The 13,201-nt window shown below is 65.2% G+C and carries 13 protein-coding genes and 1 riboswitch; of the genes, 6 read left to right on the plus strand and 7 right to left on the minus strand.

The features are described 5' to 3' along the window. Position 1 precedes the first annotated feature (1 nt). Positions 2–805, minus strand: coding sequence for an enoyl-ACP reductase FabI (gene fabI / locus CCC_RS14835; protein WP_009870160.1), 804 nt, complete (start codon positions 803–805; stop codon positions 2–4). A 174-nt stretch (positions 806–979) separates the two neighbouring features. Next, positions 980–1,058: riboswitch (SAM riboswitch) on the plus strand. A gap of 51 nt (positions 1,059–1,109) precedes the next feature. Between fabI and metZ the strand changes: the two genes are divergently transcribed. The 3 genes from metZ (at position 1,110) to folE (ending at position 3,509) form a co-directional block, all read left to right on the plus strand. Beyond that, positions 1,110–2,306: an O-succinylhomoserine sulfhydrylase gene (gene metZ / locus CCC_RS14840; RefSeq protein WP_009870159.1), complete on the plus strand. Its 1,197-nt coding sequence runs from the start codon at positions 1,110–1,112 to the stop codon at positions 2,304–2,306. A gap of 82 nt (positions 2,307–2,388) precedes the next feature. Next, positions 2,389–2,781, plus strand: coding sequence for a Co2+/Mg2+ efflux protein ApaG (gene apaG, locus CCC_RS14845; protein WP_009870158.1), 393 nt, complete (start codon positions 2,389–2,391; stop codon positions 2,779–2,781). Positions 2,782–2,849: 68 nt separating this feature from the next. Continuing rightward, positions 2,850–3,509, plus strand: coding sequence for a GTP cyclohydrolase I FolE (folE, locus tag CCC_RS14850; protein WP_009870157.1), 660 nt, complete (start codon positions 2,850–2,852; stop codon positions 3,507–3,509). Here the strand turns inward: folE and CCC_RS14855 are convergent. Both CCC_RS14855 and CCC_RS14860 read right to left on the minus strand, forming a co-directional pair. After that, positions 3,506–4,675 (minus strand): DUF1501 domain-containing protein, encoded by a 1,170-nt coding sequence (locus CCC_RS14855; protein ID WP_052473253.1) that lies wholly within the window; start codon positions 4,673–4,675, stop codon positions 3,506–3,508. The two genes, folE and CCC_RS14855, sit on opposite strands and share 4 nt — an antisense overlap. Positions 4,676–4,677: 2 nt before the next feature. After that, positions 4,678–5,982, minus strand: coding sequence for a DUF1800 domain-containing protein (locus CCC_RS14860; RefSeq protein WP_052473255.1), 1,305 nt, complete (start codon positions 5,980–5,982; stop codon positions 4,678–4,680). A gap of 176 nt (positions 5,983–6,158) precedes the next feature. Between CCC_RS14860 and CCC_RS14865 the strand changes: the two genes are divergently transcribed. Continuing rightward, entirely contained in the window at positions 6,159–6,761 is a 603-nt protein-coding gene (locus CCC_RS14865; RefSeq protein WP_009870154.1) for a hypothetical protein, read from the plus strand. A 9-nt stretch (positions 6,762–6,770) separates the two neighbouring features. Here CCC_RS14865 and CCC_RS14870 read toward each other — a convergent pair whose 3' ends face one another. The 4 genes from CCC_RS14870 to CCC_RS14885 form a co-directional block, all read right to left on the minus strand. Continuing rightward, positions 6,771–7,361, minus strand: a complete 591-nt coding sequence (locus tag CCC_RS14870) for a hypothetical protein (RefSeq protein ID WP_009870153.1) — start codon at positions 7,359–7,361, stop codon at positions 6,771–6,773. Between the two features lie 5 nt (positions 7,362–7,366). After that, entirely contained in the window at positions 7,367–7,918 is a 552-nt protein-coding gene (locus CCC_RS14875; RefSeq protein WP_236686395.1) for a hypothetical protein, read from the minus strand. Positions 7,919–8,037: 119 nt separating this feature from the next. Continuing rightward, positions 8,038–9,009, minus strand: coding sequence for an alpha/beta hydrolase (locus CCC_RS14880; RefSeq protein ID WP_322097205.1), 972 nt, complete (start codon positions 9,007–9,009; stop codon positions 8,038–8,040). 38 nt (positions 9,010–9,047) lie between these two features. Further along, on the minus strand, positions 9,048–10,001 hold the full coding sequence (locus tag CCC_RS14885; RefSeq protein WP_009870150.1) for an ABC transporter ATP-binding protein: 954 nt from the start codon (positions 9,999–10,001) through the stop codon (positions 9,048–9,050). Here CCC_RS14885 and CCC_RS14890 point away from each other — a divergent pair. Together CCC_RS14890 and polA are read left to right on the plus strand one after the other, a co-directional pair. After that, on the plus strand, positions 10,000–10,248 hold the full coding sequence (locus CCC_RS14890; protein WP_009870149.1) for a zinc-finger domain-containing protein: 249 nt from the start codon (positions 10,000–10,002) through the stop codon (positions 10,246–10,248). The genes CCC_RS14885 and CCC_RS14890 overlap by 2 nt on opposite strands. Next, entirely contained in the window at positions 10,245–13,025 is a 2,781-nt protein-coding gene (gene polA, locus CCC_RS14895) for a DNA polymerase I (protein WP_009870148.1), read from the plus strand. The genes CCC_RS14890 and polA overlap by 4 nt, the downstream gene beginning before the upstream one ends. Positions 13,026–13,201 lie beyond the last annotated feature (176 nt).

Here is a 13,201-nt window from a genome sequence, read left to right on the forward strand (position 1 = left end):
GCTACCCGACGATGTGGGCGCCGCCGTCGATATACAAGGTGGTGCCGGTCACCGACTTGGCCAGATCGCTGACCAGATAGGCGGCGAAGGAACCGCAATCATTGATATCGGCCAACTGATGGGTCGGCGCCTTCTGGGCGGCGGCGTCCATCAGTTCGTCGAAGCGGTCGATGCCCGAGGCGGCGCGGGTCTTCAGCGGTCCGGGCGACAGGGCCAGGACGCGGATACCCTTGGGGCCAAGCTCGTGCGCCAGATACTTGGTGGTGCTTTCCAGCGCCGCCTTGACCGGACCCATGACGTTGTAGTGCTCGACCACCTTGCGGCCGCCATAGAACGACACGGTGATCAGGGCGCCGCCATTCTTCATCAGCGGCTCGGCCAGCTTGGCGCAGCGAACGAAGGAGAAGCACGACACATCCATGGCCAGGGCGAAACCCTCGCGCGAGCAATCGGTCACGCGGCCATGAAGATCGTCACGATTGGCATAGGCGATGGAGTGGATGACGAAGTCCAGACGGCCCCACTTCTCCTCGATGGCCTTGAACACCGCTTCCAGCTGACCATCCTCGCGCACGTCGCAAGGCAGGTAGATGGGGGCAAACAGGCCCTCGGCCAGGGGGCGGACGTATTTGTCGCCCTTCTCGTTGAGATAGGTGATGGCCAGTTCGGCACCATAGGCGTGGCAGTGCTTGGCGATGCCATATGCGATGGACTGGTCATTGGCGATACCGATGATCAATCCCTTCTTGCCGCGCAGATCGAGAAGCTTCAGCGGCGCCGGAGCGGCATTCACGTCGATGGTCATGATGACAAACTCTCCAATATGCATTGCTGCGACGCAGCATAGACCCCCACTCCTTATTTCTTCAAGCGGTATGACCAGCCGTGCCCTGCATTTCGCACAACCGTAATATTCGGAAAACATTGAGTGTTCAATGAAACGCCAATGAGCTTGACGCTCGGGCGTGCCCGGCGCTATGTCTTGGTCCGTGGTGATTTGTCCGACCGGATTGCGGCCACGTTAAACATCCCGCTAAAGAGGTCCGAGCGCTCCGCTAGTCGAGCCCCGGCCCGCACCATGGTCGGGGCTTTTGTCTTCGGAGGTTCCCATGAGCAATAGCGATTCCAAGCCTGCCCGCACCTGGCGCCCCCGCACTCAAGCGGTGCGCGGCGGGTTGTCGCGCACCAATTTTCGCGAGACCTCGGAAGCCATGTTCATGAATTCCGGCTATGTCTATGACAGCGCCGAGGAGGCCGAGGCCAGTTTCGACGGCACCTTGGACCGCATGGTCTATTCCCGCTTCAAGAATCCGACCATCGCCGTCTTCGAACAGCGCCTGGCCGAAATCGAGGGCGCGCCCGCCTGCCGCGCCACCGCTTCGGGCATGGCCGCCGTCCATGCCGCCCTGCTCTGCCAGTTGAAGGCCGGAGACCGCGTCGTGGCTTCGAATGCGCTGTTCGGCTCGTGCCACTGGATCATCAACGAATTGCTGCCGCGCTACGGCATCGAGCGGGTCTTCGTCGACGGCACCGATCTCAAGTCCTGGGAAGCCGCCCTGTCCCGTCCCACCGCCTGCGTCTTCCTGGAGACGCCCTCCAATCCGACGCTGGAGATCATCGATCTGGCCGCCGTATGCGATCTTGCCCACAAGGCCGGGGCCAAGGTGGTGGTGGACAACGTCTTCGCCACCCCCATCTTGCAAAGCCCGCTGGAACTGGGTGCCGACATCGTCGTCTATTCCGCCACCAAGCATATTGACGGCCAGGGCCGCTGCCTGGGAGGTGCCGTTCTGGGCTCTACCGAATTTTGCGCCGATATCCTGGGGCCCTTCCTGCGCAATACCGGACCCTGCATGTCGCCCTTCAACGCCTGGGTCCTGCTGAAAGGCCTCGAGACGCTGGATCTGCGCATGGAACGCCACTGTTCCAATGCCCTGAAACTGGCCCGCTTCCTGGAGACCCGTGGGGAAGTGGCCCGCGTCCTTTATCCCGGCCTGGAAAGCCACCCCCAGCACGATCTGGCCAAGCGCCAGATGCGCGGCTGGGGCAGCATCGTGGCCCTTGAGCTCAAAGGCGGCAAACAGGCGGCCTATGATCTGCTGAACGGCCTGGACCTGATCGACATCTCCAACAATCTGGGCGATGCCAAGAGCCTGATCACCCATCCCTGGACCACCACCCATCAGCGCCTGAGCCCTGAGGACAAGCTGTCCATGGGCATTACCGAGGGGTTGCTGCGCCTGTCGGTGGGCCTGGAGGACGGCGACGATCTGGCCGACGACATCGCCCAGGCGCTGGAAAGCTAGACTCTTTCGATTCTGCCGGTGGACAAAGGCCGATCTCCCCCTGATATGATGGGGATCGGTCTTGTTCCGGACGGGGAGTTTCATGTACAGCCAGACCACCCGAGACGTCGAGGTCAGCGTCAAGCCCTTCTACCTGGACGACCAGTCCTCGCCCGAAGACAATCACTTCGTCTGGGCCTATCGCGTGCGCATCATCAACAAGGGGACCCGTACCGTCCAGCTCATGCGCCGCCACTGGGTCATCACCGACGCCATCGGCCGGGTACAGGAAGTCAAGGGACCGGGAGTGGTGGGCGAACAGCCCGTTCTGCGCCCCGGCGATGCCTATGAATACACGTCCGGCACGCCCTTGCCCACGCCGTCCGGCATCATGGTCGGCACCTACGAGATGGAGGACGAGGACGGCTCGGCCTTCGACATCGCCATCCCCGCTTTTTCCCTCGACAGCCCCCATGAGAAACCCAGACTGAATTAGTCGGGCTTGTATTTTCTGGGAAGCGCCTCCACATGCCGGATCGTGATCAAAGCGAAAGGAACGCCGCCGTGAGCAACGACTCCGCCTCCCTCACCCTGCCCAAGGAACTGCTTCCCGCCCAGGCCCACCGCCTGGCAAAGCCCTCGCGCGAAGAGGCCGAGGAAGCGGTGCGCACCCTGCTGCGCTGGGCCGGCGACGATCCCGACCGCGAAGGCCTGGTGGGCACCCCCGACCGGGTGGTGCGCGCCTACGAGGAGTTTTTCTCCGGCTACGACCTGGACCCCACCGAGATCCTGCACCGCACCTTTGAGGAAACCGACGGTTACGACGAGATGGTGCTGCTGCGCGATATCCGCCTGGAATCCCATTGCGAACACCATGTGGTCCCCATCATCGGCAAGGCCCATGTGGCCTATCTGCCCAACCGCCGGGTGGTAGGCATCTCCAAGCTGGCCCGCGTGGTGGAAATCTATGCGCGCCGCCTGCAGATTCAGGAAAAGCTGACCGCCCAGATCGCCAATACCATTAATGACGTGCTGCAGCCCAAGGGCGTCGCCGTGGTCATCGAAGCCGCCCACCAGTGCATGACCACCAGAGGCATTCACAAGCCCGGCGTCACCATGGTCACCAGCCGCATGCTGGGCGCCTTCCGCGACGACCCCGCCACGCGCCGCGAATTCATGGCGCTGATCCACAACCAGCATTCGGGTGGGCTGTCGAACGTTTAGGCCCTGACCAACCCCTCCACCGGGCGCACGGCGGCGCTATCGGGAAAGACGGCGCCGTCGAGGACCTTGGGCGTTACTCCCAGATGATCACGCAGGATGGCCTTGAAGACGGCGCGGCTGTCCAGGGTGGGAAGCAGGTCGCGGCTCTGGTAGAGCCGGGCTTTGTCCAGGCCGGGCCAGTCGGTGAAGACTTTTCCGCCCGCCACGGCGCCACCGGCTAGAATCATGGCGCCGCCGGTGCCGTGATCGCTGCCCCCCGTGCCGTTCTCGGCCACGGTGCGGCCGAATTCGGACGCGGCAACCACAATGGTGGTTTTCCAGGCGGGGCCGAGGGCACGGGCCAGGGCATTGATGCCCTCGGCCAATTGCCCGAGTGGTTGGTTCATGCGACCCAACTGGCCGCTATGGGTATCCCAGCCGCCCAGTTCCATCACGGCCAGCCGGGGGCCGGCGGGCGCGGCCATCAGACTGCCCGCGGCACCGGCCAGGGCGGGAAAGGCATTGGCGACCTTGCGGGCTCCGCCCGCCATGCCCGGTTCGGCGGCCAGGGCCTCGGTAGCCAGGGTGTCCATCTGCACCCCTTCCTCGAAGGCCATGGACAAGAGCGGATCACCGGCAAAAAGCGCCCGCAGCGCGGCCAGGCGCGCGGGCGGCAGACCGGGCAGCGGCGACGGCGCCCAGGATGAGGCCTTGGCCGGTCCGCGCAGCAGCAGCGGCAGGGACTGGCTCACCGCCAGGGCGGGTGCATTGCCCAGCGCCGCCACGGCCCGGTTGAGCCAGCCGTCCTTGAGAGCATGGGGGCGCGTTGCCCCCGATTCCAGCACGTCCTGGCCGTCGAAATGGGACCGCTCGCGATAGGGCGAGGCCACCGCATGCACCAAGGCCAGTTCGCGGGCCTGCCACAGGGGCAGCAAGGGGGACAGGGCGGGATGCAGGGCGAAGGTGGAATCAAGACGCGGCGCGCCGCCCTCGGCCTTGAGGGCAAGACCACCCCGCGCCGCCTCATACGCGGGATCGCCCAGCGGCGGCACGGCGTGCAGCCCGTCCATGCCACCGCGCAGGACGATCACCACCAGACGGCGCTCGGCCAGGGGCGCGGCCCAGGCGGCGGGAACGAAACCGAGCGCGGCAGAAGCGCCGAGAAAGGCGCGGCGGGAGAGGTCCATGCTCATCTCCTCTGAAACTCCCGGCTGGCCAGAAGAAGGAACAGCCCTTCGGGTCCACCGGCCCCGCTCAGGGCCTGACGGGTGGCGGGACCGGCGGCAATCACCTGTTCGGCCTGGGCAGGGGTAAATCCCTTGCCCTTGCGGTCGGCCAGGGCCTTCAGCCATTCCAGCCGCAGCATCAGCGCTTCCGGGGCCATCCAGCCTTCGGCCCGGTCGGTCCATCCCGCCGGGGACGGCGCCGACCAGACGGGCTGGCCCAGCAGATTGAGGGACTGAACCAGACGGCGGTCGGCATCCTCTCCACTCTCGGCGCCGGTCAGCCGCAGGGCGGCGATGACCAGATCGTCGGGACTGCGCAACTTGGCCAGGGGCTGGCTCCAGGTCTCGCCCCGCATGACCAGCAGGCGGGTCACGGCCAGCAGGTCGCCATCGGTGTCGAGGAAGGTCCGGGCCAGCGCGTCGATCAGGGCGGGCGGCGGCTCGTCGGCAGCGAAGTGTCGCGCCAGCTTGGTGGCGACAAAGCGGGCCGTGGATTTTTCCCGCGACAGGATCAAGAGGGCACGTTCGGCTTCCATCTCGCCGCCGTCGAAGACCTGGCCCAGCAGGCGCTTGGGCCCCGGTTCGTGACGGTTGGGCACATAGCGGAAAAATCCCCCCGCTGGATCGATGGTCCAGCCGGTCAAGATTCCGGCAAAGGCCTCCACATCGGCCTGGCCATAGCCACCATCCACGCCCAGGGTGTGCAGTTCCAAAATCTCGCGCGCCAGATTCTCGTTCAGCCCCTTGCGCTGCTTTTGCCCAGCGGGAGAGTTGGGGCCGATGGACTGGGCGTTGTCCAGGTAGCCCAGCATGGCGGGATGGCGCACCACGGCGCGCAGCATGTCGTGAAAGTGGCCCAGGACCTGGGGACGGATGGCCTCGCGCTCGAAAGCGCCGATGATAGGGGCCACATTATGGCGCTGGGCCGAAACGGTGAAATGGTTGCTCCAAAACCGGACCAGCCGCTCCACCACCGGGCTGGGCGAGGTCACACCCGCGCGGATGCGGGCCGCCGCCTCGGTGACGAACAGGCGGCGCATCTCGTCCTTGCCCAATTCGGGATTGGCCTTTTGGGCTTTCTTGATCTCCTCCATGCGCCGAAGCGTGGTGGCATGGTCGGGCAAACCGGACAGTTCCGCCGGTACGGACGGGTGCTCCAATCGCTCAAGCACCCAGGCGCGGGGATCGGCGGCGATGGCGGCAACCTCGCCGGGGGCGGCGCCCATCCCGAAACGGGTCAGGGCGAAAAGGGCGGCTTCCTTGCTCATACGCATATTCGTGCCAAAGAATTACGGCGGCATGAAGGCGGAATATATGTCTTTCTGAACAATCATGAGTAGGCCTATTGGTGCGATTGATCGTCCATTCGCCGTCCTTCATCATTCGTTCTTCGTCGTAACTTTCTCTGGGGAGGGAAAGGCGGCGCCAACTTGGGGGGATCGACATGAAGGCAGTGGGATGGGTCGCCGCATTGGGACTCGTGACGGCGCTGGGCGCCGAGGCCGCGCCTCAGGCGGTAGAGTACAAGGGGAGGAAAATCCAGATTGGAGCGGGTGAACAGGCGTCGGAATGCGTGGCACTGCTGCGCAAGGCCATCGACATGACGGCGGAACTGGCCCCCAAGCAGCGGGCCCTGAGCGCCGAGGTCAAGGACCTGCGCTGTCAGCCGATCTCCGCGGACAAACAGACCAATGCGGTCGTCGACAACACGATCGGAATCTACACCATGCAGTCGCCGGACATTCCCGGCGGATATATCCGCTTCCCCTTAAAGCCCGGCAGCCTGTCCGCCGCCGAGGTCGTCATCTCGCTGGTGGGCAACGGCCAGTACGCCAAGTGGCATCAGGCCTATCTGGCGGCCAAGTCCCAGGGCGACGCGTCAGCCAGGCGATATCACGCTATCCTCACCAAATCGGATCAGAAAATTCTGAGCGCCGCGGAATGCGAGTTGCTCGACCATCGGCGGGCCGCAGTCAAGGCCCTCGATCTGGGAGAAAGGCGCCTGGCCTCCATCAACCGGGAAAGCTCGCTGCGCGGCTGTCCCTGATCCGGGCTGCTACTTCTTGGACTTGCCCCTGGGCATGCGCGATTCCATCAGGGCGAAGAGCTTGGTGTCGAACAGCCACAGCATGATGCCCTCTTCGCTTTCCTTCATCTGGCCTTCATTGGTGCCGTTCAGCCAGCGGACGTAATAGGGCACTTTCTGCACTGGCGCCCCCCAGCGGTCGGACAGGAAGGCGAAGGTGGTGGGGAACTTGTCCGGGTCCTGGCGGCCGACGATCTGGAAGATGCGTTGAACCCCCGTCTCGTCCTCAATGGTCATGAACCACAATTCGGTGGGCACCCCGCCCACCGAAGTGGGCTTGGGGGCCCAGTTGTTCTTGCCGTCATCGGCGAAGATGGCGCAGCGGTCCACCTTGGCGGTGACCATGGCGCCCACCATCATCAGCGGAGTTTTCTCCACCCCCGGCGGCTTGTCGGCATCCCAGCCGCAGATCATGCGGGTATTGGCGGGAAGGGCCGCATAGCGCAGCTGATTGGCCCGCATGCCCAATTGGGCCGGGCCCAGCTCCAAGGGGCGGGTGGTGTCGGCGGCCCAGGCGGGCAGGCTGAGCAGAAGAAAGCCCAGCAGGGCGGCAAGACGCATGGCAACTACTCGCGATTGGAGGTTCCGGGGGATCGCATCAGCTTGCGCAGACGGACATCGCCCACGGCGATGGCGAATTCATCGGGATATTTGTCGTCGATGAACATCAGGGTCTCGTGCTGCTCGTCCTTCCAGCCCAGCATGCGATCGGCCTGGGTGGCGGGTTCGCCCAGCATGGAGCCCAGCAGGCCCGCCGCCTTGTCCCATTCCGAATTACGGCCCCACAGGCTGAACTGCGCCAGGCGGTATCGCCCCTGCGAGCCCTGCTCCACGAAGATCAGCCACAGCCGCGCATCACCGAATACCGTCGGCACGCCTGCCAGCGACCAGACTCCCTTGCCGTCATCGACGAAGACCGCGCAGCGCCGCACATGGTCGGCGCCTCGCGAACGCTGCGCCTGCATCAGACCGGGATTGGCCAGCCGGGGCTTCTCCACATCGGACTCACAGACGATGCGGCGGTCGGGCGCAAGCTTCATGGCGCGCACGTCTTCCATCTGGGCTCCGGGCTGGGGCAGGCCTTCGCCCAGGGCGCGGACCACCTTTGGGTCGGCCATGGCCGGCCCCCATGCGGCAATCAGCACCATCGCCAGTGTCCAGAGCCGGGAACAAGAAGCCATGAAACTCCCCTGCATGTTGTGCACCCGCGAAGTATGACATGGGGACATGGCCGCCGTCATCGGGTCTCCGACGCAAGGGTCTCAAGCTTTCCTGACGCAGCCCTGTCGGCACCCGAAGGCAGTGGAGCCGACTGATCCTCCACCCAGGCGGCGATATCGTCGATTACCACCTGGGCCTGAAGATCGCGCAGCAGCATGTGCCAGCCATTCTCGTACAGCGCCGCGCGCTGGCGGGTGCCCAGATGGGGAAGACCGGCCACCGCCGCCCAGGTGGGCTCGGGCGGAATGATCTCGTCATGGGCGCCGTAAAGCAGCAGCAAGGGCAGTTCCAGATGGGGAGCGGCCTCTTGCGCCGCATCCATCAGGTCGACCATGCCGTGAATGGCATCCACCCGCGTCTCCTTGATGACCAGGGGGTCCTTGGACAGGGCGCGCAGCATCTCGATATTGTCGGAAGGCCTGATCTTCAGTCCGCGCCCGGTCAGCACCCAGCCCGGCGCGACCTTGTAGGACAGCCACAGGGCGGCGCGCTGGTACCAGGGCATGGAAGCGCGCCCCCATACCGCGGGCGCCGAGAGGATAAGGCCCCGTATCTCGGGCGGCGGCGCATGGGCTCCGGTCTCGATCACCACGGCGCCCCCCATGCTCTCGCCCAGCAGATAGAGGGGCGTTTGCGGGTGGCGGGCGGCGATCAGGCGCGATGCCGTGCGCAGGTCCTCGGCCATGGTCTCGGTGGACGACCACCAGCCGGGATGGGGCGCCTGGCCAAAGCCCCGCTGGTCATAGGCGTAGACGGCGATCCCCTTGGCCGCCAACCCCTTGCCCGGCCCGTCGAAGGCATTGGAATAATCGTTCATGCCATGGGCGGCGATGATCGCCGCCTTGGGCTCGGCCTCGGGCAGCCATGAGCGCAGGGGCAGAACCGCCCCATCGGCCATGATCAGGCTTTTGCTCTCCAGGGCTGGCTGGCGGATCGAGGGACCGGCTGGCTGGGTGACGGCGGAGCAGGCGCAAAGCAGCAGAACCATCAGCAGGCTCCCCAAGAATCCCGTGACACGGGCGCGCATTATTTCGCCGATGTCAGTTGCAGGAAGATATCCTCGAGATCGGTTTCCTCGGTGGACAGGTCTGCGATGCCCAGCTTGGCGGCGGCGAAGGCGTCCAGAATGCGGCCCATGGGCGTGGCCGAAGGACGATAGCGCAACAAAAGCCGCCGCCCGTCCAGCCGTTCCGGCCCAAAGGGAACCAGTTCAGCCGGTATCTCCGCCAGATCGGCGTCGAGGGTAATGGTCAACGCCTTGCCATCGATGCGCTTCAAAAGATTGGGCGTGGAATCGCAGGCCACCAGCTTGCCGTGATTGATGATGGCGATGCGGTCGCAAAGCTGCTCCGCCTCTTCCAGGTAATGGGTGGTGAGCAAAATGGTGGTGCCGTGCTCGTTCAACTGGCGCACATAGGCCCAGAGCTGTTGGCGCAATTCGATATCGACACCGGCTGTTGGTTCGTCGAGGACCAGGACGGGCGGCGCGTGCACCATGGCCTTGGCCACCAGCAGACGGCGGCGCATGCCGCCCGACAGGGTGCGGGCATAAGCCCCCGCCTTGTCGGCCAGCCCCACCGCTTCGAGAATTTCCATGGTGCGGCGTTCGGATTTGGGCACGCCATACATGCCCGCCTGCACGTCCAGCAATTCACGCGGGGTGAAGAAGGGGTCCAGATTCAGTTCCTGCGGCACGACCCCGATGGCGGCCTTGGCGCCGCGGCTGTCGGTGTCGATATCGCGGTCCCAGATCCTTACCCGGCCCTCGGTCTTGCGCACCAGACCGGCCATGATGTTGATGAAAGTACTCTTTCCCGCCCCGTTGGGGCCCAGCAGGCCGAAGAACGAGCCGCGTGGCACCGACAGCGAAACGCCGTCCAATGCGCGCTTTTCCCCGCCCCGGCCCTGATAGACCTTGACCAGACAGTGGGCTTCGACCGCCGATTCGGGCAAGCTGGTGTGAGAGAGTGATTGAACCATGGCCGCCAATGGGTATCATCCGGCCAACACCTCGGTCAACGGAGCACCCATGTCTTCCGCTTCCACCCAGCCCGCTTTCGACACCGTCACCGTTTCCGCCGCCTCGGTCGCCTGTGACGGCGACGTGGCCAACGGCCTCGGTCATCCCCGCGTCTTCCTCGACCTGACGGCCGAGGGCAAGATCGTGTGCCCCTATTGCTCGCGGACCTATGTTCTGGCCGAGGGCGCCAAGATCGGTCACCATTGACCGCTCCTCGCCATGTCACCCTGATCGACGGCTCGGGCTTCATCTTCCGGGCCTTTCACGGCCTGCCGCCCATGACGCGGCCCGACGGCACGCCGGTGAACGCCGTCTACGGCTTCACCACCATGCTGATGAAGCTCTTGGCCGACAGCCAGTCGGATCATGTGGCGGTGATCTTTGACTCCTCGCGCAAGACCTTCCGCAGCGAGATCTATCCCGAATACAAGGCCCACCGCCCGCCCGCGCCCGACGAACTGGTGCCTCAGTTCCCCCTGGTGCGCGAAGCCACCAGGGCCTTCGACCTGCCCGCCATCGAGTTGGAGGGCTTCGAGGCCGATGACCTGATCGCCACCTATGCCCGCTTGGCCGTCGAGGCCGGGGCCAGCGTCACCATCGTGTCGTCGGACAAGGATCTGATGCAGTTGGTGGGGCCGGGGGTCGATATGTACGACCCCATGAAGAACCGCGCCATCGGCGAGGCCGAGGTGCGCGAGAAGTTCGGCGTGGCCCCGGACAAGGTGGTCGATGTCCAGGCGCTGTGCGGCGATTCCTCCGACAACGTGCCGGGCGTACCGGGTATCGGCGTCAAGACCGCCGCTCAACTGATCGAGGAATACGGCGATCTCGACACCCTGCTGGCCAGGGCCTCGGAGATCAAGCAGCCCAAGCGCCGCGAAAGCCTGATCGAACATGCCGAACTGGCCCGCATCTCGCGCCAGTTGGTGCGCCTGCGCACCGACGCGCCGGTGCCGGTGCCGCTGGCCGATCTGGACGTCAAGCCGCCCGCTCCGGAAAAGCTGGCCGCCTTCTGTGCCGCCCAGGGCTTCCGCTCGCTCATGGGCCGCCTCAACGCCAAGATTCCCACCACGGCACCGACCGCCACCCGCGCCATCGTGGACACGGCTTCGGCCGAGGCGCCCTCCCTGCCGCCCAAGGTGGAGAGTGATTACGAGTTGGTCACCGACTTGGCCGCCCTGGACCGCTGGGTTGCCCAGGCTAGCAAGGCCGGGCTGGTGGGCTTTGATACCGAGACGACCGGCCTCGACCCGCTGCGCGCCAAGCTGGTGGGCGTGTCCCTGGCCCTGGCGCCGGGGCGGGCCTGCTATATCCCCGTGATGCATTCCTCGGGCGAGGCCCAGGGCGATCTGCTGGGCGGCCCGTCGGCGGATGCGCCCAAGCTGATTCCCGCCGCCGACATCTTGGCGCGGTTGAAGCCCTTGCTGGCCGATCCGGCGGTCCTTAAGGTCGGGCACAACATCAAATACGACATGCAGGTGATGGCGGGGCTGGGCCTTGCCATCCAATCCTTCGACGACACCATGCTGCTGTCCTATGTGCTGGACGGGGCCAGCCACGGCCATGGGCTGGACGAATTGTGCCTGCTCCATCTCGGCCACAGGAATATCAGCTTCGCGGAAGTCTGCGGTTCGGGGCGCAATCAGGTGACCTTCGACCGTGTGCCCCTGGACAAGGCCTGCGCCTATGCCGCCGAGGACGCGGATATGACGCTCAGGCTGCACGGCCTGCTCAAGCCGCGCCTTTTGCTTGAACGCATGGTCAGCGTCTACGAGACCCTGGAACGCCCGCTGGTGCCGGTGATCGCCGCCATGGAGCGCGACGGCATCAAGGTGGACCGCCCCCAACTGATGGCGCTTTCCGAGGATTTCGGTCGCCGCCTGACCGAGTTGGAGACCGAGGTGGTGGCGCTCAATAACGGCGAGGCCTTCAACCTGGGCTCGCCGCAGCAATTGGGCAAGGTCCTGTTCGAGACCCTTAATCTCCCCGGCGGCAAGAAGACCAAGACCGGCCAATGGGCCACCGGCGCCGATGTTCTGGAGGACCTGGCCCATCTCCATCCCCTTCCCGCCCGTCTGCTGGACTGGCGGCAATTATCCAAGCTGAAGGGCACCTATACCGACGCCCTGGTGGCCCAGATCAATCCGGCCACGGGCCGCGTCCACACCTCCTATGCCTTGGCGGCCACCACCACCGGGCGGTTATCGTCTAGCGACCCCAATCTGCAGAACATCCCCATCCGCACCGAGGAAGGCCGCAAGATCCGCCACGCCTTCGTGGCCGAGCCGGGCAAGAGACTGATCAGCGCCGACTATTCCCAGATCGAGTTGCGCCTCGTCGCCCATGTGGCGGAGATCGAGGGCCTGCGCGACGCCTTCGCCGACGGCGCCGACATCCACGCCATCACCGCGTCGCAGGTCTTCGGCGTGCCGTTGGACGGCATGGATTCCGCCCTGCGCCGCCGGGCCAAGGCCATCAATTTCGGCATCATCTACGGCATCAGCCCCTTCGGTCTGGCCGCTCAACTGGGCATCCCCCAGGGCGAAGCCAAGGCCTATATCGAAGCCTATTTCGCCCGCTACCCCGAAATCCGCACCTTCATGGAACGGACCAAGGAGGAGGCGCGGGAGAAGGGATTCGTCACCACCTTGTTCGGGCGCAAGGTTTTCACGCCGGGCATCAAGGACAAGAACGGGGCCATGCGCGCCTTCGCCGAGCGCGCCGCCATCAACGGCCCCATCCAGGGCGGTGCTGCCGACATCATCAAGCGGGCCATGATCCGCCTGCCTGCCGCTCTGGTGGCGGAGGGGCTCAAGGCCCGCCTGCTGCTCCAGGTCCATGACGAACTGGTGCTCGAAGCCCCCGAGGACGAGACCGAGGCCACCGTCCGGGTGGTGAAGCGCGTCATGGAAGCCGCCGCCACCCTTTCCGTCCCCCTGCTGGTGGAAGCTGGAATCGCAGACAGCTGGGACGCGGCCCACTGAGGGGATACGCCAAGGGACTCGTCCCCAAGGCGCTCATCCCAACTCCATCGCCACCACAATGCGGACAGCCGATGCGGGCACATACCTCCGCCATGGTAACTTGCGCGCGAAATGGCGATTATGCAGAATTGCTTGTTACAGGCTGTTTACATGATGTTTAATGAAAAGCCGCAATA

This window comes from Paramagnetospirillum magnetotacticum MS-1 (assembly GCF_000829825.1).
In the GTDB taxonomy this organism is placed as follows: domain Bacteria; phylum Pseudomonadota; class Alphaproteobacteria; order Rhodospirillales; family Magnetospirillaceae; genus Phaeospirillum; species Phaeospirillum magnetotacticum.